The following is a 19,357-nucleotide window of genomic DNA, read 5'->3' on the forward strand; positions in this document are numbered from 1 at the left end:
GCGTCGACCCGCCGACTCAGCATCGACATAGCCCCGCACGTAATACGCCTGACCGAAATAGCCCTGAGCGATATACCCCGAACGTGGAGGAACCGACATCATGAGCCCGGCGAACACCGACGACCAGGTGCGCGTGATCGACACCGGCGCCCCGCCCGCCCGCTATGCGCGCGGGTGGCACTGCGTCGGCCTTGCCGATAGCTTCCGGGACGGGAAACCGCACACCATCACCGTGTTCGGCACCGAACTCGTAGTCTTCGCCAGTGCCGACGGCACCCTCAACGTGCTCGACGCCTACTGCAGGCATATGGGCGGCAACCTCGGCGACGGCACCATCAAGGGCGATACCCTCGCCTGCCCGTTCCACGACTGGCGATGGAAGGGCAATGGCCGTTGTGCCGCGATCCCCTACGGCCGCCGGGTGCCGCCGCTGGCCCGTACCCGGGCCTGGACCACCCTGGAGCAGAACAAGCAGCTGTTCGTCTGGAACGACCCGGAAGGCAATCCGCCGCCCGAGGAGATCACCATCCCGCGCATCGACGGCGCGTTCAGCGACGAGTGGAGCGACTGGACCTGGAACCAGATCGTCATCGAGGGCGCGAACTGTCGCGAGGTCATCGACAACGTGGTCGATATGGCGCACTTCTTCTACGTGCATTTCGCCTTCCCCACCTACTTCAAGAATGTCTTCGAGGGCCACGTCGCCAGCCAGTACATGACCTCGGTCGGCCGCGACGATGTGCAAGGCGAGACGGCGAAGGAGGTGGGCGGCAAGAACGTCCTGAACTCCGAGGCGCATTATTTCGGTCCCTCCTACATGATCGACAACATCGTCAGCGAGGCGGGCGGACAGCGCGTCGAGGCCGTATTGATCAACTGCCACTACCCGGTGACGCCGACCGAATTCGTGCTGCAATACGGCGCGATCGTCAAGAAGCTGCCCGGACTGTCGCCGCAGGACGCCAACGATATGGCGGTGAAGTTCGCGGGCAGTCTCGGCCGCGGCTTCGAGCAGGATGTGGCGATCTGGGAACGCAAGACCCGCATCGACAATCCGCTGCTGTGCGAGGAGGACGGGCCGGTGTACCAGCTGCGGCGCTGGTACGAGCAGTTCTACACCGATGTCGCCGAGGTCGACGAAAAGATGACCGCCCGTTTCGAATTCGAGGTCGACACCACCCGCGCGGTCACCGCGTGGGAGGCCGAAGTCGCCGAGAATCTGGCCGCCCAGCGCGCGGACGCCTGAGCGGGACCGCCATGGATGCCGTGCTCTGCCAGGACTGCGGAAACCGCGTCGCGGTAGTCAAATTCAGTCCCGCGCACACCAGCGTGCAGTGGACCGCGGACGCCGCGCGGCACTGTGCCGAGCTGTGTGGTGACGGCGGCGGACCTACTCGCGGATGTCTCGCATTGCGCCGCAGCATCGACAACGCCGTCACCGCGGGGGCGCTCCGGCTCAGCACGCGAGAGCAGGATCTGCTGTGAACCCGGGCATCCCCCTGCGGGTGGTCGGCGTGATCGCCGAAACCGCCGACGCCGTCTCGATCCGGCTGGTCGCCGACTCGGGGCAACCTGTCGCCTACCGGCCCGGCCAGTTCCTGACCCTGCGGATCCCCAGCGACCGCACCGGTTCGGTGGCGCGCTCGTATTCGCTGTCGAGCGCGCCACACGAGGACGGCCCGTTGCAGGTCACCGTCAAACGCACGGTGGCCGGTTACGGCTCGAACTGGTTGTGCGACAACGCCACCGAAGAAATGATCATCGACAGCCTGCCGCCCGCGGGCATCTTCACCCCGGGTTCGCTCGACGCCGACCTGCTGCTGTGCGCGGCGGGCAGCGGCATCACCCCGGTGCTGTCCATCGTGAAATCGGTGCTGGCCCGTGGTACCGGCCACTGCACACTGATCTATGCCAACCGGGACGAGCGGTCGGTGATCTTCGCGGACACACTCGCGGAACTGGCGGCGGCGCACCCGGATCGGCTGACGGTGGTGCACTGGCTGCAAGCCGTGCAGGGCCTGCCCACGGCCCGGCAGCTGGCGGCGCTCATCCGGCCGTGGTCGCAGCGCGAGATCTTCGTGTGCGGCCCAGTACCTTTCATGGACGCGGTGGAAGCAGCCGCAGACGCGCTCGGCATCGAACGGACGCGGGTGCACTCCGAGAAGTTCCTCTCGCTGTCCGGCGATCCGTTCGCCCCGGTCGCGGCCGCACCGCCGGAAACGGCCGACGGCGCGGCCGTCACGGTCGAATTCGACGGCGCCACCCACGAATTCGCCTGGCCGCGCGAGACCGTCCTGCTGGACGCACTGCTGGCGCGCGGCATCGAGGCACCGTACTCCTGCCGCGAGGGCGCCTGTAGCGCCTGCGTCTGCCGGGTCGCCACGGGCGAGGTGAAGCTGCTGCGCAATGACGTACTGGAGAAGGAAGACCTGGCCGACGGCTATGTGCTGGCCTGCCAGGCGGTGCCGGTCACCGACACGGTCCGGATCACCTATGACTGAGGAGAACCATCCTATGCCCGTCATCAGCTCGCTCGGATATGTGAAGGTCGCTGTCGCCGACCCGCAGGCCTGGCGCACCTTCGCCTTCGATGTCATGGGCTTCGCCCAGGGCAGTGGACCCGATCCCGACGCGATCTACCTGCGGATGGACGAACGCGCGGCCCGGCTGGTCCTGGTGCCGGGTGCGGCCGACAAGGTGCTGGCCATCGGCTGGGAGGTGCGTGACTATCGCGCGCTGGCCGCGGTGCGCGACGCCGTCGAACAGCACGGAATCGCCGTCACCACGCTGTCGCTCGAGGAGGCGGACGCCAGGGCCGTCGAGGAGGCCATCACCTTCGTCGACCCCGCCGGCACCACGGTCGAGGTCTTCCACGGCCCGGTACTCGACCACAGCCCGGTCGTCTCGCAGCACGGAAACCGGTTCGTCACCGACGGTCTCGGCCTCGGTCACGCGGTGCTGCCGGTACCGGACCTGGATGTCGCTTTCCGCTTCTACACCGAGGTGCTCGGCTTCCTGCCGCGCGGCGCCTTCCGGATTCCGACCCCGCCCGAATACGGTCCGATGCGAGTGCGCTTCCTCGGCGTCAACCGGCGCCACCACAGCCTCGCGCTCATTCCGTCCGGCGGCAAGGAAGGCTCCGGGCTGGTGCACATCATGGTCGAGGTGGACAGCCTCGACGATGTGGGCCGGGCGCTGGACCGGGTCGGGAAGGTGGGCTATCACCTCTCCTCGACGCTGGGCAGGCATACCAACGACAAGATGATCTCCTTCTACGTCCGCACCCCGGGCGGCTGGGATCTCGAATTCGGCACCGAGGGTCTGCTGGTGGACGAATCCTCCTACACCGCGGAGGAGATCACGGCCGACAGCTACTGGGGCCACGACTGGTCCCGCTGAGCCGACCCCAGTCGTCCCGGCACACCCGGGATTCGCTGCGGACGCCGGTTCGCAGCGCACCACTGGGCCGCGGCACACGTCGCGCCGGTGGGGTGATCGCCGCCCGCACCCACCCACCGGCCGAACCCGCGCCGGGGCCCAGCACCACAGTGAGGACAACTGAATTGAGCGATAACGAGCAGTACGGGCCGTCCCGGTTCGGATTCTTCATCGCGCCCTACCACCCGCTCACCGGCAACCCCACCCTCCAGCTGCACCGTGATCTGGCCCTGGTGGAACTCGCCGATCAGCTCGGCTACGCGGAAGCCTGGATCGGCGAACATCATTCGGCCGGTTTGGAGATCATCGCGGCGCCCGAGGTCTTCCTGGCCGCCGCCGCACAGCGCACCCGGCGCATCCGGCTCGGTACCGGCGTGAATTCGCTCCCGTACCACCAGCCGATGATGCTGGCCGATCGGTTGTGCCTGCTCGACCACCTGACCATGGGTCGCACCATGATGGGTGTCGGCCCCGGCCAGCTCGCCACCGACGCCGCCATGATGGGCATCGACCCGGTGCGCCAGCGCGACATGATGCACGAATCCATGGGCGTGCTGGTGCGCTTGCTGCGCGGCGAGACGGTGACCGCGGAATCGGACTGGTACCACCTGAGCGAGGCCCGGCTGCAGCTGCTGCCGTACCAGCGGGACGGCCTGGAGATGGCGGTGGCATCGACGATTTCGCCGTCCGGCGCGGTACTGGCCGGGCGGCACGGTGCGGGCCTGCTCTCGCTGGCCGCCTCGGATCCGAGCGGATACGAAGCGCTGCTGCCGAATTGGAAGGTCTACGAGAAGACCATGGCCGAACACGGCCACACCGTGGACCGCTCGCGGTGGCGGCTGGTCGCGCCGATGCATCTCGCCGAGACCCGAGAACAGGCCATGCGCGAAGCCGAATGGGGCGTCGGACATCTCGTCGACTACATCGAGAAGCTCAGCGGCCGCGACGCGCCGTGGAACTCCTCCGCCCGCGCCGCCGTCGAACAGTGGGTCGGCGAGGGTTTCCCGGCCTTCGGCCGCGCCACCATCGGCACCCCCGATGACGCCATCGCCACCATCGAGAAGCTCGCAGAACAATCCGGCGGCTTCGGCACCTTCCTGCTGCTCGGCCTCAATATCGCGAACTGGGAGGCCACCCAGAACTCAGCGCGCCTGTTCGCCGAATACGTGATCCCGCACTTCACCGGGGCCAACCGCAATCGGGTCGCTTCGCTGGAGTGGGCGCACGCCAATAGCGCGCGCATGATCGGCGGACTGACCGCGGGCATCCAGAGCGCGTTCAACAAACACGGCCGGACCCTCGCCGAGGCGCTGGGCGCGAACGAGGAGGCGAACTGATGCGCGCGGTGGTGATGCGCAACGGCGGATTGGTCGTCGACGAGGTGCCCGAGCCGGTACCCGGTCCCGGTCAGGTCCTGGTCGAGACCGTGGCCTGCGGGATCTGCGGATCCGATAAGCAGGCACTCGACTACACCGACGACTTCCTGCGGGCCTCCCGCGACAGCGGGGTGCCGACCTTCGAATTCGATCCACATCGCGATGTCGTGATGGGCCACGAGATCGCCGCCCGGGTCGTCTCGGCCGGTCCGGACACCCCGCATATCGAGGGTCAGCTGGTGGTGGCGCTGCCATGGGCGGTGGATCATGCGGGACAGATCCACGGCGTCGGCTTCTCCAACGAATTCCCCGGCGGCTACGGCGAGCGAATGGTATTGCAGGCCATGGCCCTGGAGCCCATTCCGAACCATGTACCGCCGCACGTCGCCGCCCTCACCGAACCCTTGGCGGTCGGCTTCGGCAATGTGGCGCGCACCGGGATCGGGCCCGGCGGTACCGGGATCGTGATCGGTTGCGGTCCGGTCGGTCTGGGTGCGGTCGCCGCACTCGCCGAGCGCGGCGTCGCGCCGATCATCGCCTCGGATCCGTCGAAGCTGCGACGCGAGACGGCATTGCGGCTCGGCGCGCACCGCGTGGTGGATCCGGCGGTCCAGGACCCCGTCGAGGTCTGGCGCGAGGCCGCGTCATCCGGGCAGTTGCTGCACGTGTGGGTCTGTGCGGCGGTGCCGGGGATGATCAACGACCTCATGCACAAGGTGCCCCGCCAGACCACCATTCTTCAGGTGGGCGCGGTGATGACCGAGGATGTGATCCGCCCGATCGTCGGCATCTACAAGGACATCTCGCTACAGATGTGCATGGTGTACCCGCACGAGGAATACGCGCGGACCCTCGGGCGCATCGCGGACGGCACCGTCGACGCGGCCTCGCTCATCACCGACCAGGTCGGACTCGACGGGGTGGCGGGCGCCATCGACGCGCTGCGTCACCCGGATGACCACATCCAGATTCTGGTCCGGCCGGACCGTTAGCCGGGCCGTTTCTGTTCCTCGGCCGCGGCGCGTAGCCACTCCCGGGTGTAGCGCTCGGCGAGCAGCGGCAGGAAGTGGTCGAGATTCGCGTGGTCGGCGACGTGGTCGTAGGCGGCGTGCAGCAGGCCCTCGATGGCGGCGTCATCGGCGACGCCATCGAACTCCTGCGCCAACCGAGCGGCCGCGGCGCGCAGCGCGACCTGCTGATCCAGGGACGGTTCCCGGGATTGATGGCCGTGTACCGGGCTCTCGGTCAAGGTGGGCTCCTCAACGTGCCGGATAGCTGCTCGGGTGCGGTGGGGATCCGCACCCTCCCGTGGGGTACCCACTCGGGCGGTTTCGATCGGCACGAATATCGGCGAGCCACAGAAATAGAACACGTTCTTGTGCGGTTGTCCGGCGCGTGCGACGCTGAGCGAATGGACCTCGCCGCCCTCGAAGCCATCCGCCAGCTCAAATACCGCTACTTCCGCACCCTCGACCTCAAACAGTGGGATGAATTCGCGGATACGCTCGCGGTGGACGCGGAGGGCCGGTACGGCACGCATGCGCTCGGTGAGCCATTGGTGCTGGACGGTCGCGAGGCCATCACCGCGTTCATGCGAGAGAACCTGGGGCCCTCGATCGTCACCACGCATATCGCGAACCACCCGGAGATCACGGTGGCGGGCGCGACGGCCACCGGCTCGTGGGCCTTCGAAGACACCGTGATCGCCACCGAGTACGGGGTGCTGATCCGCGGCGCCGGGTACTACACCGACAGCTACCGACTGGACGCCGACGGTCGCTGGCGTATCACCGCGACCCGGTATCAGCGCATCTACGAGTCGTCCCAGGCACTCGCCGATACGCCGAGCTACCAACTTCTGTCCAATATGTGGGCCTCGCCGACCCGGTAGGCCGCCACCGCGCGGAGATGTCCATCCTGGTCGAAAACCGATGCGGCGGTGGCTGTTCCGAGCGCGATGGGTGGCACAGGCATGGGCGCCGAGGGTTGGGAGATATGTCATTCGCCACCGCGACCTGTTGCGTCCGTAACGATTCCGCGCAATAGTGGCCACTTGCGCTTGCACACGGAAAGGTCCTGGAATGGCATTCAGGTCTATCGCGGCCGTACTGGCCGCGGTCGGGCTCACCATATTCGCGCCGAGCGCGGCGGCCGACCGGACCGGTCCGCTCGCCTACATCCCGGTGTCGGGTGAGGGCGCGGTACTCGTCGTCGATACGGCCGCCGACCGAGTGGTGGACCGGATCGACGGTGCGGGCATACACGCCTCCTCGGTGGCCGCGTCACGCGACGGGCGCCGCCTCTACGTCCAGGCCTTCAATCCGCCGTTCATCGGCCCCGACGATATAGCTGTCATCGACCGTGAATCGCATGCCGTTACCACCCGCATCCCGATCACCGGCACCGACGGGGTCACCCAACTCATCTCCGACCCGGTCCGCGATCAGATGTACGTCTTCACCGCGCGACCGTCGATCGATGTCCTGAATACGGTGACGAATACGCTGGTGCGCTCGATGCCGTTGCCGTCCATCCCGCTCGCGGCCGCGATCGCACCCGACGGCGGACGCATCTACAGCGTCTTCGCCGACTCCACCGCCGCGGCCTTCGACCCCGAGTCCGGATTCCAATTGGGACAACGGATTCAGATCGACGGCTCGCTGCCCTTCTCCGCCGCGGTCTCCCCCGACGGCCGCAAGCTGTATTCGATGAATGTGCTCGGCGACAATGTCTCCGTCATCGATACGGCGAGTTGGCAACGCACCGGCGCGATCCCATTCGGCGCGGGCAGCGCCCCGGTTTCGGGCGCGGTCAGCCCGGACGGCACCAAACTCATGGTCGCGACACTGGGCGCCGACGCCGTGCAGATGATCGATATCGCCACCGATCGGGTGGTCGGGACGGTACCCGTCGACGCACCGCTGTCGGTCGGCTTCACCGCCGACGGCGCGAAGATGTATGTCGGCAGCCTCGGCCCGCAGGCTCGGCCCCTGTTCGCCACGCCGGTCGCCGGTTTCGAGTCGACCTCGGTGCTGTCCACCTTCCTCCAGGCCAACGCCCACCCCAGCGCACTGGTCCCCTACACCGCCGATGACTTCCATCCGGCCGGTTCGCCGATCGGCATGGGCTCGAGCCCCGGGTTCGGCGCGTTCCTGCGCTGAGCCCACCCCCTCCCGCCACTGCCGCCGGAACCCCTCGCGGGCAGCGATATCGGTCCAGTTTCGGATCGGTGGCGCTGGACGCGGGAGAACCGTCGCCAGCATGCTGGAGCCATGTCATCGCTCGTACCCGCGGAATTCGCCCCCGAGACCGTCTATCTCAACACCGCATCCTACGGTTTGCCGTCCGCGCGTGCCCTGACCGCGGTGGCGCAGGCCAATGCCCAGTGGGCCGCCGGACAGGGCGGCCCGATGACGCACGAGGGTTCGGTCGAGGAGCTGCGGGCCGCCTTCGCGCGGCTGCTGGTCGGCGCCACCCCCGATGACATCGGATTGGGCAGCACCGCCGCGGGTTTGATCGGTCCGGTGGTCACCGCGCTGCCGCCCGGCGCCGAGGTGCTGCTGGCGGAGGGCGAATTCTCCTCGGTCTCTCTGCCGTTCCTGCATCGGGGCGATCTCGCGGTGCGGTTCGTGCCGCTGGAGCAATTGGCCGAGGCGGTGCGACCGCAGACCGCGTTGGTCGCGGTGAGTGTGGTGCAGTCCGCGGACGGCCGGGTCACCGATCTGGCGACCCTGCATGCCGTCACCAAGGCCAACGGCGCGCGGCTGCTCGCGGATGCCACCCAGGCCGCCGGGTGGCATCCGTTGCACTTCGCCGACGCCGATTATTGGGTGTGCGCCACCTTCAAATGGTTGATCGGCGCCCGCAGCGTCGCCTTCTTCGCCGCGGCGCCGGAGGCCGCCGCGCAGGTGCGACCGGTCTCACCCGGTTGGTACGCGGCCGCCGATCGATGGGCCGAGCTGTACCGCCCGGTGGGGCTGGCCGAGTCCGGCCGCCGGTTCGACGCGACACCGGACTGGCTCGGTGTCATCGCCGCGCACGCCGGGCTGCGGCTGCTCGAGGAGCTGACCATCGACAAGATCAACGCCCACAATCTCGAGCTCGCCGACCGGTTCCGCGCGGGACTGACCGATCTCGGCTACGCGCCGCTGCCCGGGCCGTCGGCGATCGTCGCGGTGCCCGGCGCGGGGGACGCCGCGCCGCGATTGGAACAGGCCGGTGTGATCGCCTCCGTCCGGGCCGGTGGACTGCGCTTCGCCTTCCACCTCTACAACAGCGCGGCCGATGCCGACCGGGCGCTGGAGGTCCTGTCCGATCGGTAGGACCGGGCGATCATCGCCGGGTGGCGGGTGCGGTGATCAGCGGCAGGTCCAATGCCGTCCGGATACCCGGCTCGGCCCGGACGACGGCGGGAACCGCGTTGACGATCCGCATGGCGGTGGCGAGCAACGTGGCGTGATTGTGATCGCCATTCGGACTCGATGTCACCACATCCATGGCGTAGCACGGGTCCCCGGTGATCTCGATCCGGTAGGAACCCTCCCGGTGCGCCGGTTGCGGCCAGTCCGGGCACAGATCGGGGCGCAGCCGGGTGACATGTTCCAGCACCGTCACCGCTTCGTCGCCGACCATGCCGCGCACCTCGAAACGCAGTGCGGCGGCGGTACCTTCGGCGATATGACCGGTCGCGATATCGAACGAGTCCGGAGCCGGGATCCGCTCGTAGACCTCGGTCACGCGGTCCAGTGTCACACCGATACCCGCGGCCAACTGCCGCACGGTGCCGCCCCAGGCCAGCGACAACACGCCCGGCTGCAGCAGCATCGGAGTATCGTCGAGCGGTTTGCCGAATCCCATGATGTCGAACATGACCGTGCGATTGTCGTAGCTGGCGTAGTCGACGATCTCGAGACAGCGCAGCTGATCGATGCGCAGGCAGGTGCCCGCGAGCGCCAGCGGCAGTAGGTCATTGGCGAATCCGGGATCGATGCCGTTGACCCACAGCGACGAATTGCCCTCGCGGGCCGCCTCTTCGATCGGCCGCAGCAGTTCCTCGGGCAGCACACCGTAGGGGTACTGGAAGAAGACCGGCGCGCAGGCCACGACATTGATACCCGCGCTGAGCAATCGGCGCAGGTCCTCGACGGCCTCCATGAGACGGTTGTCGGTCATCGAGCAGTAGACGACGCAATCCGGCGCGGCCGACAGAATGGCGTCGGCGTCGTTCGTCGCGCTGACGCCGACCGGATGATCCAGTCCCGCGAGCACTCCCGCGTCCTGCCCGGCCTTCGCGGGTCCGGACACCCACACACCCGCCAGTTCCAGCTCGGGGTTGGCGATGATGCCCGCCAACGCGTGCCTGCCCACATTCCCGGTGCCCCACTGCACCACGCGATAGGTCATGACAGATCCGGAACCGGCAGGTCGAGGTTCGGGGTGATCAATCCGCCGTCGGGTTCGAGTACCTTGCCGGTGAGATATTTGCCCGCCGGGGAGACCAGGTAGAGCGCCGCGGCCGCGATATCTTCCGGATCCCCGATGGTGTGCAGCGGCGTCTTCGACTCCAGTTCGTTGCGCATGGCGTCATTGCTCGCGACGATCTCCAGTGCCGAGGTGAGGATGGAGCCGGGTGCGATGGCGTTCACCCGGATGCGCGGATTCAGATCCAGCGCGGCCAGTTTCGTGTAGTGCGCCAGCGCCGCCTTCGCGGTGCCGTAGGCCGCGAAGGCGCGGCCGGGCAACCGCCCCATGGTCGAGGTGATATTCAGAATCGATCCGCCACCGGCGGTTTCGAGTATGCGCGGCACCGCGGCGCGGACCAGCGCGTGCGCATTGGTGACGTTGAAGTTGAATGCCTCGACCAACGCCTCCGGCGTGGTGTCGAGCAGCGGACAGGGCAGTGCGCCGCCGACATTGTTGACCACGATATCCAGCCTGCCGAACCGTTCGACGGCCGTCGCCGCGAGTGCGGCCGTGGCCTCGATATCGCTCAGATCGGCGGGCACCACATGCGCGCGCCGTCCGAGCGCCGCGATCTGTTCGGCCACCTCGTCCAGCTGGCTCTTGGTGCGCGCCGCGATGACGACATCGGCGCCGGCCTCGGCGAAGGCGATGGCGATCGCCCGGCCCAGTCCGCGACCCGCCCCGGTGACGACGGCGACCTGGCCGTCGATCCGGAATCTGTCCAGAATCATGCGCTCCACCCATCCCGTACTGTCGAATATTCGACAGTACGTGTCGTATATTCGTCATCGTAGAGTTGGTCGCCGAGATCGCACAAGGGGTTCGCCGATGGAACAGAGCAGTACCGCGCCCGGCGCGACCGCCGACCGCGACCGGTCGCCGTCACCGCCAACGCGCCGAGTCATCGACATCGTCTCGCTGCTGGCGACCGAACCGGAGCCGATCCCCGTCGCGGTCCTGGCCGACCGCCTCGACATCGCGCGCGCCACCGCCACCGCCGTACTGGCCGAACTGGATTCGGCGGGCTGGGTGGTCCGGGTCCCACAGCGCGGATACCGCATCGGCGCCGCGCTGACCGGTCTCACCGATCCGCCGCTCCCGCACGGCGTCGGCGATATCCTGGCCGCGCTCACCACCCGAACCGGTTGCGGCGCAACGCTGAGCCGTATCGATCCCGACCGTCTCACCGTGCTCGACGTCCGCCACGGCCCCGACCGCGTGGTCCCCGGAATCCCCGTCGGTCACCGCATCCCGCTGCAATTCCCGGCGGGCGCCAGTGTCATGCCCTGGCGGTCCGCCGCCGAACAGAACACCTGGCTCACCGCCGCCCCCGAAGTCGAACGCCGCACCGCCAGTGCGCTGCTCAGCCTGGTAAGGGAGCGCGGCGTCGCGCTGTTCCGTCCCCGCGCCGACGATACGGGCCTGGTCGATCTACTCGCCGATCTCCTCACCGCCGCGGGAACCGAACTGCTGCAATCGAATCTGCGCACCCGCGTCCTACGCCAGCTGGCCGAGCTCACGGCCCGGCCCTTCACCAGGGCGGAACTCGACTCCGACACCGTGCTCCCGCTGAGCTACCTCGCGGCCCCGGTTTTCGACGCCAGTGGCACCGCCGCCTACGAAGTCCAACTGGGCCCGCTGCGCGCGAGCACGACCAAGGACGAACGCGATGGCTACATCGCCGCCGTCCGCGACGCCGCGAACGCGCTCACCGCCGCATCGAAACCGGGGCACTAGGCGCACCGGCGCCGCGACGGCGGAATTTGTCGGCCCCCATGTCGCCAAAGCCTCCGATCTTGGACCGGCCCGTTGGTATCGTCTCGCCATGTCGGATACGTGGGGCGCTCACCCGGATCTCGAGCAGCCCCTCGCGGATCCGGTGGTGCCGGAGAAACTCGAGGTCGACGACGAGGAGCGGCCGGCTCGGGAACTGACCGGGTGGCCGGAGCGAGTGGTGGCGACCGCGGCCTTCGCGGTCGCGATTCTGGCGCTGTGGCAAGTCTTTCGGCCATTGCCGCAGGGCAGCCAGTACTACCTGGTGGTGTTCCTGTCCGGGACGCTGCCGTTGATATTCCTGGCCTATCGGTCCGGGGTGCGGCGACTGGATCGCGCCACGGGACCCGGGCCGCTGGACTGGGCGCTCGCGGCCGTGGCGCTGGTCGCATGTCTGTATCCGGTGCTGCCGATGCAGATCGGTTCCGGCGGTGGCGGATACGACGCCTTCCTGGATCGGCAAGGGCTACTGAATCCGGTCGATATCGCCATGGGCACCCTGCTGCTGGTACTGGTACTCGAGGCCTGCCGCCGCACCACCGGGTGGGTGCTGCCGGTGGTCTGCCTGGTATTCCTCGGCTACGGGTATTACGGCGGGCTGTTGCCGCAGCACTGGACCATTGCCCATGCGGGACTGGACTTTTCGCAGATCATCGATGCGCTGTACAACTCGGGCAGCGGGTTCTACGGCACCCCGCTGGACGTCGCGGCCACCTATATCGTGCTCTTCACGCTGTACGGCGCGGTCCTCGAATTCTCCGGGGCGGCACAGTTCTTCGTCGATCTGTCGGTCGCCGCGTTCCGCCGTTCACGCACCGCGGCCGGACGCACCACGGTGGCTTCGGGATTTCTGCTCGGTACGGTATCCGGTTCGGGCACCGCGACGGCGGTCAGCGTGGGCGCGGTGACCTGGCCGATTCTGCGCCGGGCCGGGTATCCACCGGAGCAGGCGGGCGGCATGCTGGCGGCCGCGGGCGTCGGCGCCATTCTGTCACCACCGACGCTCGGAGTCGCGGCATTCATTGTCGCCGAATATCTGGACGTCTCGTATGTGAGCGTACTCGGCTGGGCGCTCATTCCGACGGTCCTGTACTACCTGGGCATTCTGCTCGCCGTCGAAATCGACGCGCGCAGGCTCGGCACTCGGCCGGTGGAGGTCGCGAGCACCTCCGTGTGGCGATTGCTGGCGCGGTTCGGCTACCACTTCCTGTCGCTCATCGCGATCGTGGTGCTGCTGCTGCTCGGCGTCAGCGCGACCCGGGCGGTCGTCTACGCGACAGCACTCGCATTCGTGCTGGCGTTCTTCGATTCCCGCACCCGCGCCGCGGCACGCTCGCCGCGCCGGATATTCCGCACGCTCGGCAGCGGGGTGCGGTCCGCGCTGCCGGTGGTCGCGGTCTGCACCTCGGCGGGGGTGATCACCGCGATGACCACCAAGACCGGCCTCGGCGCGCAACTGGCGGCACTGTTGGTGCGCGCGGCGCGGGCACTATCGGACAATCACACCGTAATACTCGCCTGCACAGTGGTTTTCGCGGCGATCGCATTGGCCCTGCTCGGACTCGCGGTACCGGTCACGGCATCGTTCATTATCGGCTGGGCCATTATCGGACCCGCGCTGCTCGCGCTGGAGGTGTCCGCACCGGCGGCCGCGATGTTCGTCTTCTACTACTCGGTGCTCTCCGAGGTGACGCCGCCGACCGCACTGGCCGCGGTGGGCGCGGCCGCCATTACCGGCGGACGCACGGTGCCGACCATGTGGCAGGCCCTCAAATACGCGCTACCCGCATTCCTGGTGCCCGTCGTCTTCGTACTCACCGAGCCGGGCGAATATCTGCTCGGACGCGGTCCCGCGCTCGGGGTGCTGTGGACCACCGCGGTGGCCTGTCTCGGCGTGGCCGCGCTGGCCGCCGCGACCGGTGGCTGGATTCTCGGCATCGGCCGCGCCGGGACCCCGGCGCGGGTACTCGCCGCGGTAGGCGGGCTGGTGTTGTTGTACCTGGAGCCGGGCGCGATCGTCGCCGGGCTGGTCGTGTTGGGCGCGGCCGTCGGGGTCACTCTGCTCTCCCGAAGGAGGAAGACATGAGAAGAGTCGCAAGGGTTTCGGTGCAGCGCGGCGGCGGTACCGTATCTCCATCGCGTCGCCCGATGCGTCTCGCGGTGGTACTGACCGCCACCGTGGTGACCGCCGGGCTGCTCGCCGGGTGCGGCGGCCGTCGCGATGCGCCGCAGACCGACGCGGGTGGCGCGGTGACGTGCGAGGTGTCGCAGGAGACCCGTGTCGGGATCGCCACCGGCAATGCGACCGGTGTGTACTTCGCACTCGGAAATGCCTACGCCGAGCAGATCTCCCAGGCCACCAACGGCACCGTCAAGGCCACCGCCGCCGAGACCGGCGCCTCGGTGCAGAATATCCAGCAGTTGGTGGCGGGCACATACCAGGTCGCCTTCTCACTCGCCGACACCGCGGCGGACGCCGTACTCGGCACCGGGAGTTTCGACGGCAAGAAACAACCGGTGCAGGCACTCACCCGCCTCTACCCCAACTACACCCAGGTCGTGGTGCGGACCGGCGCGAATATCAACTCGGTTGCCGATCTGCGCGGCAAACGCGTCTCCACCGGATCACCCAAGTCCGGCACCGAGGTCATCGCCCACCGCGTGTTGCAGGCGGCGGGCCTCGATCCGGAGTCCGATATCTCCGCCCAGCGACTGGATCTCACCAAGACCGTCGACGGTATGAAGGACGGCTCCATCGATGCCATGTTCTTCTCCGGCGGCCTGCCCACCCCGGGCATTACCGACCTGTTCACCTCGGCCAGGGATAAGGTCCGCTTCCTCGACATCGCCGACCTCACGCCCCGCATGCGCACCGTGAGCCCGGTCTACGAGGAAGGCGCCATCCCGGCCGCGACCTACGGCCTTTCCGCCGACGCCAGGACCATCGTCGTCCCCAATGTGCTGCTCGTCCGCGACGATCTCGACGCGAACCTCGCCTGCATCCTCACCGAGACCGTATTCGACCGCAAAACTCAACTGGAACAGGCTAATTCGGCCGCCAAGGGCATCAGCCGCGACGCCGCCCAGAACACCGCTCCCGTTCCCCTGCACCGCGGCGCGGCCTTCGCGCTCACCCGATGACACAGGGTATTGCGCGCGGAGTCGGCGGTCGCGGTCACCGGTCAGGAATGGCTCCAGATGGCCGCACCGCGATTATCCGGTGCGGCCCATTCGCGGTCGAAGAGCCAGACCAGGCCGTCACCCGCCTCGGCCAGCCGGAAGGCGATGATTTCACCGAGTACCGCGCCGATACCCTTGGCGTCGGTGCCGCCCATTTCCAGGTAGACGACCTGGCGGGTTCGGGCGAGTTGAGCGCGGACCCGGTCGGGGCCGGGGCCGGTGGCGGCGGGGAGGCGGTCGGTGAGGACCTCGGCGATATCTTTCTCGGCCGCGGAACCGGAGACAGCGCGGATCTGGAGCGGACGGCCCACGGATTTCCAGTGCACCTCGATCTCCGCGCCGTATCGCTCGATCCGAAGGTATTTCGTCGCCATCGCGACCGCGTCGGCTGCCGCCTCGTCGGTGTCGTAGACCGCCTCCGCCAGGGTCAGCAGGTCCGCCATCGCCAGTTCGTCACGCAGTTGCTCCACGTCGAGTTCGACCTGGCTCCCGCAGTACACGCTGATCCACTCCGCCACGGGCTCACCGTAACCCCGCACGGGTAACCATGGCGGCTTCCGTGATCAACTCGTATACCCCTATCGCCCAATGGAATTCATCCGACGGATGCCCCGCACACGATCGCGTGCGGGGTCCGCGGACGGGGCGTTCGCGACGGGTCTCTACCCGTTTCGACGATCTTGACCAGCAAGAATCGCGAAAAAATGTCCATCAACGGTATTGCTCCGAAGATCGACCGGGACGGCCGAAAACCCGTGCGATTCAGCCCATCGGCTCGTAAAGAACTACGGTCCAGGGGGATTGACGATCGAGACGAACCGATACCCGGCGTTCGTGCGGACCGATGACGGGATCAGCGACGGCGCAGCCCGTCTCGCGGAGCCGATTCAGTGTCGCATCCAGATCGGTCACCTTTACCGAAAGGGCGGCGGCCTCCCCCTCACGATCGGTACCCGCAACGCTCACCCTGACGGGTCCGATATCGAATTGCGCCCACCGGTCGCCGTCGACGAAGGTCGCGGGGGTCCTGAGCACCGCCGTGAGGAAGTCGACGGCGGCAGGCACATTGTCGGCGGGCAGGATGGTGCCGATACGTTCCACGCTCACCGCGCGACCCCCAGGAATCGGCGCAGCGCGGAACATATCTCGGCACATGCGGCCTTCGCATCCGCCAGCTGATCGGCCATGCTGACGAAGCCGTGGAACTGCCCGTCATAGCGGATCACCTCGGTCTCGACACCCGAGGCGCGCAATCGCTCACCGTATGCCTCCCCTTCATCGCGCAACGGGTCGAATTCGGCGGTGACGATATGGGCGGGCGGCAGATCGGTGAGATCCGCCGTGCGCGGCGGGGCGGCATACGGGTTGTCCTCGTCGCCGTCGGGGCCCAGGTACTGCTCCCAATACCACCGCAGGTGATCATCGGTGACGAAGTATCCCCGCGCGTTCTCCCGGTATGAGACGGTATCGCGGGCGGGGTCGAGCATCGGGTAGATGAGCGCCTGTCCCGAGATGCCGGGGCCATTGCGGTCACGGGCCATGAGGCTGGTGACCGCGGCCAGGTTGCCGCCGGAACTATCCCCGGCCACGGCGATTCGGCGCGGGTCGCCGCCGAACGCGTCGGCATTCTCGGCGATCCAGCACAGCACCGCGTAGGCGTCGTCCGCGGCGGCCGGGAAGCGGTGCTCCGGCGCCTGCCGATAGTCGACCGACACCACGACCGCACCAGCGCCGTCGGCCAATGTCCGGCACAGCTGATCGTGGCTGTCCAGCCCGCAGATGGTGAAACCACCACCGTGGCAGAACATCACAACCGGGAGCGCATCGATGGAGTCGGGCCGGTACACCCGGACCCGCACCTCGGGCGCACCCGCGGGACCGGGTACCGACAACTCCTCCACCCGGCCGACCGGGATCGGGTCGATCGGCGCCGCGGGACGGGCCGCGAGCATTCGGCGGGCCTCCGTGGCATCCAATACCTCGGTGCCCAGCTTCGGAAATGCCGCGGATGCCGCGTCGACAATCGCCTGCGCTTCGGGCTTCAACGGCATCGCGGGCTCCTCCGCTCGGTGATAGTGAGCACCGGCGCGGACGAAATAGCCACGCGCGGTGCGATATTCGTCCGCATCGGCAAATCCCTACGGTGCGCCGGGCGGGACGAACGGGCCCGCCGAAAGTCCGCCGTCCACGGCGAGTTCCGCACCCGTGATGAACCCGGCCGCATCCGAGGCGAGGAAGGCGACCAGGCTGCCGACCTCGTCGGGTAGCCCGACCCGGCCCAGCGGCAGCGTCGGGAAGCTACCCGCGCCGTGGCCGAGGCCGAGGTGTCCGATCATCGGGGTGTCGATCGGCCCGGGGTGCACCGAGTTCACGCGGATGCCGACCGGACCCAACTCCAACGCGGCGGTCTTGGTGAGACCGCGCAGCGCCCATTTGGACGCGCCGTACGCCGCGTGACCCGGCAGTCCCTGCAAACCGGCCTGGGACGAGATATTCACGATGGATCCACCGCCCGCGGCCACCATCGGCGCGACCACTGCCTGGATGCCGAGAAAAGAGCCGACCAGATTGACGCGCAGGATCCGTTCCAGCTCTTCGGCGCTCGTCTCGGTCAACGGCTTGGCGGTGTAGATCGCCGCATTGTTCACCAGCACATCGAGGCCGCCGAACTCGTCCACCGCGGTCCGCACCGCGGCCGCCCACTCCTCGGCACTGCTCACGTCGTGCCGGACAAAACGCGCCGACGCACCGATGGATTCGGCCACCGCCTTGCCGTCGGACTCGAGTACGTCGGTGAGTACCACGCGCGCACCGAGTTTCGCGAACAGGCGAGCCTCGGCGGCGCCCTGTCCGCGGGCCGCGCCGGTGATGAGTGCGACTTTGCCGTTCAGATCGGTCATCTCAGGCCTCGTTCTTCCGGCTGTAATGTCCGTTCCGGCTCGCTGCGCTCGACCGGAAGTGCGGGATCACCGTCTCGCCCCAGTGCCGGATGGTTTCCAGGCAGGCCTCCTGCGGCACGGTGCCCATCTGGATCAGGCACAGGATCTCGTCCGCGCCCGCCGCCTTCAGCCGCTCGACATAGGCGATGGCGTCCTCGGGGCTGCCATAGGCGTGCTCGACATTGAAGACCGAGGTGGCGCCGGCTTTCACCGGAATCTTCGCCTCGTGCAGGTAGGCCACGTGCTCCTCGGCGGCGGATTTGATCTTCGCGACCTCGTCGGCATTCGGGTCGACGGCCTCATCCGGCACCGGGCCCGCGCCATACCAGTGCTTGATGGATTGGGCGAAGAAGCGCTGCCCACGAGCACCGATCTGCTGGGCCTTCTCCCGATCTTCCAACACGATGGTCGGGCACAGCGCGGCGAAATGATCGTTGACAACGGTGGAGACGAACTTCTCTCCGGTGCGCTCGGCGATGGCCGCGTCATAGGTGCGGCGCAGCTCGGCGATCTCCTCCACACCCGCGAAACCCAGGACCAGCGCGCCGATACCGTAGTCGGCGGCCAGCTTCAGGGTGTCCTTCTTGGTGCACGCCATGAACAGGGGCGGGTGCGGCAACTGGATCGGGCGCGGCAGCATCGGATGCGGGTCGATATCGAGCAACTCACCGTGCCATTCGAATTCGCCCTCCGGGTCCTGCCATGCCTTGCCGATGATGCGCAGCGACTCCTCGACCTCCTGATAGGTGCGGTCCGGATCGACGCCGCACATGGAGGTCTCCTGCGGGGTCGCGCCGCGGCCCGCGCCCAGGTTCACCCGGCCGCCGGAGAGCACGTCCAACATGGCCGCGCGTTCGGCCGCGCGGACCGGGTGGTTGAAGTTGAAGGGCATGCACACCACACCGTGGCCGATGCGGATACGCTCGGTGCGCGCGGCGACCCAGGTCAGGAAGATCTCCGGGGCGCTCATATGCGCGTACCACTTCAGGCCGTGGTGCTCGACCGCCCATACGGTGTCGAAGCCCATCTCCTCGGCCAGTACCGCCTGCTCGACGCAGTCACGCAGCACCTGCTGTTCGTGATCGGCGGACGGATTGGTCATCTGTGCCTCGAAGATCATCGAGAACTTCATGCATTGCCTCCACTGTGTTCATCCCACCCCTCCGGCTTCGCCGGCTGCCATCCCCC

At 68.0% G+C, this 19,357-nt stretch carries 20 protein-coding genes; 12 read left to right on the forward strand and 8 right to left on the reverse strand.

All coding sequences use genetic code 11. The features are described from left to right. The first annotated feature begins 100 nt into the window (after positions 1-100). The 6 genes from AB0H61_RS08550 to AB0H61_RS08575 all read left to right on the forward strand — a co-directional run bounded on the left by AB0H61_RS08550 (position 101) and on the right by AB0H61_RS08575 (position 5,806). A complete protein-coding gene (locus AB0H61_RS08550) occupies positions 101-1,246 on the forward strand; it encodes a Rieske 2Fe-2S domain-containing protein (RefSeq protein WP_357300785.1) in 1,146 nt (381 codons plus the stop codon). An 11-nt stretch (positions 1,247-1,257) separates the two neighbouring features. Further along, complete coding sequence (locus AB0H61_RS08555; protein WP_357300787.1) at positions 1,258-1,485, forward strand: hypothetical protein; 228 nt, start codon at positions 1,258-1,260, stop codon at positions 1,483-1,485. Beyond that, positions 1,482-2,501: a ferredoxin--NADP reductase gene (locus AB0H61_RS08560; RefSeq protein ID WP_357300789.1), complete on the forward strand. Its 1,020-nt coding sequence runs from the start codon at positions 1,482-1,484 to the stop codon at positions 2,499-2,501. Before AB0H61_RS08555 ends, AB0H61_RS08560 begins: the two co-directional genes overlap by 4 nt. Positions 2,502-2,514: 13 nt before the next feature. Then, positions 2,515-3,399 (forward strand): VOC family protein, encoded by an 885-nt coding sequence (locus AB0H61_RS08565; RefSeq protein WP_357300791.1) that lies wholly within the window; start codon positions 2,515-2,517, stop codon positions 3,397-3,399. Positions 3,400-3,563: 164 nt separating this feature from the next. Further along, positions 3,564-4,775 (forward strand): LLM class flavin-dependent oxidoreductase, encoded by a 1,212-nt coding sequence (locus tag AB0H61_RS08570; protein WP_357300793.1) that lies wholly within the window; start codon positions 3,564-3,566, stop codon positions 4,773-4,775. After that, on the forward strand, positions 4,775-5,806 hold the full coding sequence (locus AB0H61_RS08575; protein ID WP_357300795.1) for a zinc-binding dehydrogenase: 1,032 nt from the start codon (positions 4,775-4,777) through the stop codon (positions 5,804-5,806). The genes AB0H61_RS08570 and AB0H61_RS08575 overlap by 1 nt, the downstream gene beginning before the upstream one ends. Here AB0H61_RS08575 and AB0H61_RS08580 read toward each other — a convergent pair. Continuing rightward, entirely contained in the window at positions 5,803-6,063 is a 261-nt protein-coding gene (locus tag AB0H61_RS08580) for a three-helix bundle dimerization domain-containing protein (protein ID WP_357300796.1), read from the reverse strand. The two genes, AB0H61_RS08575 and AB0H61_RS08580, sit on opposite strands and share 4 nt — an antisense overlap. A 162-nt stretch (positions 6,064-6,225) precedes the next feature. Here AB0H61_RS08580 and AB0H61_RS08585 point away from each other — a divergent pair, with 162 nt between their 5' ends. From AB0H61_RS08585 to AB0H61_RS08595, 3 genes are all read left to right on the forward strand, one after another. Continuing rightward, entirely contained in the window at positions 6,226-6,705 is a 480-nt protein-coding gene (locus AB0H61_RS08585) for a nuclear transport factor 2 family protein (RefSeq protein ID WP_357300798.1), read from the forward strand. 190 nt (positions 6,706-6,895) lie between these two features. Then, complete coding sequence (locus AB0H61_RS08590; protein ID WP_357300800.1) at positions 6,896-7,975, forward strand: YncE family protein; 1,080 nt, start codon at positions 6,896-6,898, stop codon at positions 7,973-7,975. A gap of 111 nt (positions 7,976-8,086) precedes the next feature. After that, entirely contained in the window at positions 8,087-9,136 is a 1,050-nt protein-coding gene (locus AB0H61_RS08595) for an aminotransferase class V-fold PLP-dependent enzyme (protein ID WP_357300802.1), read from the forward strand. A gap of 10 nt (positions 9,137-9,146) precedes the next feature. On the opposite strand, the gene AB0H61_RS08600 is transcribed toward AB0H61_RS08595, so the two are convergent. Together AB0H61_RS08600 and AB0H61_RS08605 are read right to left on the reverse strand one after the other, a co-directional pair. Then, the gene (locus AB0H61_RS08600; protein ID WP_357300804.1) at positions 9,147-10,217 is read right to left on the reverse strand and encodes a diacylglycerol kinase; all 1,071 of its coding nucleotides are present in this window, start codon (positions 10,215-10,217) and stop codon (positions 9,147-9,149) included. Next, positions 10,214-11,008 carry an SDR family oxidoreductase gene (locus AB0H61_RS08605; protein ID WP_357300806.1) on the reverse strand — a complete coding sequence of 265 codons (795 nt, stop codon included), beginning with the start codon at positions 11,006-11,008 and terminating at the stop codon, positions 10,214-10,216. The genes AB0H61_RS08600 and AB0H61_RS08605 overlap by 4 nt, the downstream gene beginning before the upstream one ends. A gap of 97 nt (positions 11,009-11,105) precedes the next feature. On the opposite strand from AB0H61_RS08605, the gene AB0H61_RS08610 reads away from it, so the two are divergent. The 3 genes from AB0H61_RS08610 (at position 11,106) to AB0H61_RS08620 (ending at position 15,191) form a co-directional block, all read left to right on the forward strand. Continuing rightward, on the forward strand, positions 11,106-12,014 hold the full coding sequence (locus AB0H61_RS08610; RefSeq protein WP_357300808.1) for a helix-turn-helix domain-containing protein: 909 nt from the start codon (positions 11,106-11,108) through the stop codon (positions 12,012-12,014). Positions 12,015-12,102: 88 nt separating this feature from the next. Beyond that, the gene (locus AB0H61_RS08615; protein WP_357300810.1) at positions 12,103-14,136 is read left to right on the forward strand and encodes a TRAP transporter fused permease subunit; all 2,034 of its coding nucleotides are present in this window, start codon (positions 12,103-12,105) and stop codon (positions 14,134-14,136) included. A 62-nt stretch (positions 14,137-14,198) separates the two neighbouring features. Continuing rightward, entirely contained in the window at positions 14,199-15,191 is a 993-nt protein-coding gene (locus AB0H61_RS08620) for a TAXI family TRAP transporter solute-binding subunit (RefSeq protein WP_357301315.1), read from the forward strand. Positions 15,192-15,232: 41 nt separating this feature from the next. Here the strand turns inward: AB0H61_RS08620 and AB0H61_RS08625 are convergent, their stop codons facing one another. The 5 genes from AB0H61_RS08625 to AB0H61_RS08645 all read right to left on the reverse strand — a co-directional run bounded on the left by AB0H61_RS08625 (position 15,233) and on the right by AB0H61_RS08645 (position 19,301). Then, positions 15,233-15,748, reverse strand: coding sequence for a hypothetical protein (locus AB0H61_RS08625; protein ID WP_357300812.1), 516 nt, complete (start codon positions 15,746-15,748; stop codon positions 15,233-15,235). 244 nt (positions 15,749-15,992) lie between these two features. After that, positions 15,993-16,337, reverse strand: coding sequence for a hypothetical protein (locus AB0H61_RS08630; protein WP_357300814.1), 345 nt, complete (start codon positions 16,335-16,337; stop codon positions 15,993-15,995). Then, positions 16,334-17,281, reverse strand: coding sequence for an alpha/beta hydrolase (locus AB0H61_RS08635; protein WP_357300816.1), 948 nt, complete (start codon positions 17,279-17,281; stop codon positions 16,334-16,336). Before AB0H61_RS08635 ends, AB0H61_RS08630 begins: the two co-directional genes overlap by 4 nt. A gap of 87 nt (positions 17,282-17,368) precedes the next feature. Continuing rightward, entirely contained in the window at positions 17,369-18,130 is a 762-nt protein-coding gene (locus tag AB0H61_RS08640) for a glucose 1-dehydrogenase (protein WP_357300818.1), read from the reverse strand. A 1-nt stretch (position 18,131) separates the two neighbouring features. Continuing rightward, complete coding sequence (locus AB0H61_RS08645; RefSeq protein ID WP_357300820.1) at positions 18,132-19,301, reverse strand: LLM class flavin-dependent oxidoreductase; 1,170 nt, start codon at positions 19,299-19,301, stop codon at positions 18,132-18,134. Between the last annotated feature and the right edge of the window lie 56 nt (positions 19,302-19,357).

Origin of the sequence: Nocardia sp. NPDC050710 (assembly GCF_040654375.1) — a bacterium.
GTDB lineage: Bacteria > Actinomycetota > Actinomycetes > Mycobacteriales > Mycobacteriaceae > Nocardia.

Excerpts from the sequence above, each read along its gene's own strand:
- AB0H61_RS08575 (WP_357300795.1), top strand. The coding sequence starts at position 4,775 with ATGCGCGCGGTGGTGATGCGCAACGGCGGATTGGTCGTCGACGAGGTG.
- AB0H61_RS08635 (WP_357300816.1), bottom strand. The coding sequence starts at position 17,281 with ATGCCGTTGAAGCCCGAAGCGCAGGCGATTGTCGACGCGGCATCCGCG.
- AB0H61_RS08605 (WP_357300806.1), bottom strand. The coding sequence starts at position 11,008 with ATGATTCTGGACAGATTCCGGATCGACGGCCAGGTCGCCGTCGTCACC.
- AB0H61_RS08565 (WP_357300791.1), top strand. The coding sequence starts at position 2,515 with ATGCCCGTCATCAGCTCGCTCGGATATGTGAAGGTCGCTGTCGCCGAC.
- AB0H61_RS08590 (WP_357300800.1), top strand. The coding sequence starts at position 6,896 with ATGGCATTCAGGTCTATCGCGGCCGTACTGGCCGCGGTCGGGCTCACC.
- AB0H61_RS08615 (WP_357300810.1), top strand. The coding sequence starts at position 12,103 with ATGTCGGATACGTGGGGCGCTCACCCGGATCTCGAGCAGCCCCTCGCG.
- AB0H61_RS08550 (WP_357300785.1), top strand. The coding sequence starts at position 101 with ATGAGCCCGGCGAACACCGACGACCAGGTGCGCGTGATCGACACCGGC.
- AB0H61_RS08600 (WP_357300804.1), bottom strand. The coding sequence starts at position 10,217 with ATGACCTATCGCGTGGTGCAGTGGGGCACCGGGAATGTGGGCAGGCAC.
- AB0H61_RS08595 (WP_357300802.1), top strand. The coding sequence starts at position 8,087 with ATGTCATCGCTCGTACCCGCGGAATTCGCCCCCGAGACCGTCTATCTC.
- AB0H61_RS08555 (WP_357300787.1), top strand. The coding sequence starts at position 1,258 with ATGGATGCCGTGCTCTGCCAGGACTGCGGAAACCGCGTCGCGGTAGTC.
- AB0H61_RS08645 (WP_357300820.1), bottom strand. The coding sequence starts at position 19,301 with ATGAAGTTCTCGATGATCTTCGAGGCACAGATGACCAATCCGTCCGCC.
- AB0H61_RS08585 (WP_357300798.1), top strand. The coding sequence starts at position 6,226 with ATGGACCTCGCCGCCCTCGAAGCCATCCGCCAGCTCAAATACCGCTAC.
- AB0H61_RS08610 (WP_357300808.1), top strand. The coding sequence starts at position 11,106 with ATGGAACAGAGCAGTACCGCGCCCGGCGCGACCGCCGACCGCGACCGG.
- AB0H61_RS08620 (WP_357301315.1), top strand. The coding sequence starts at position 14,199 with ATGCGTCTCGCGGTGGTACTGACCGCCACCGTGGTGACCGCCGGGCTG.
- AB0H61_RS08640 (WP_357300818.1), bottom strand. The coding sequence starts at position 18,130 with ATGACCGATCTGAACGGCAAAGTCGCACTCATCACCGGCGCGGCCCGC.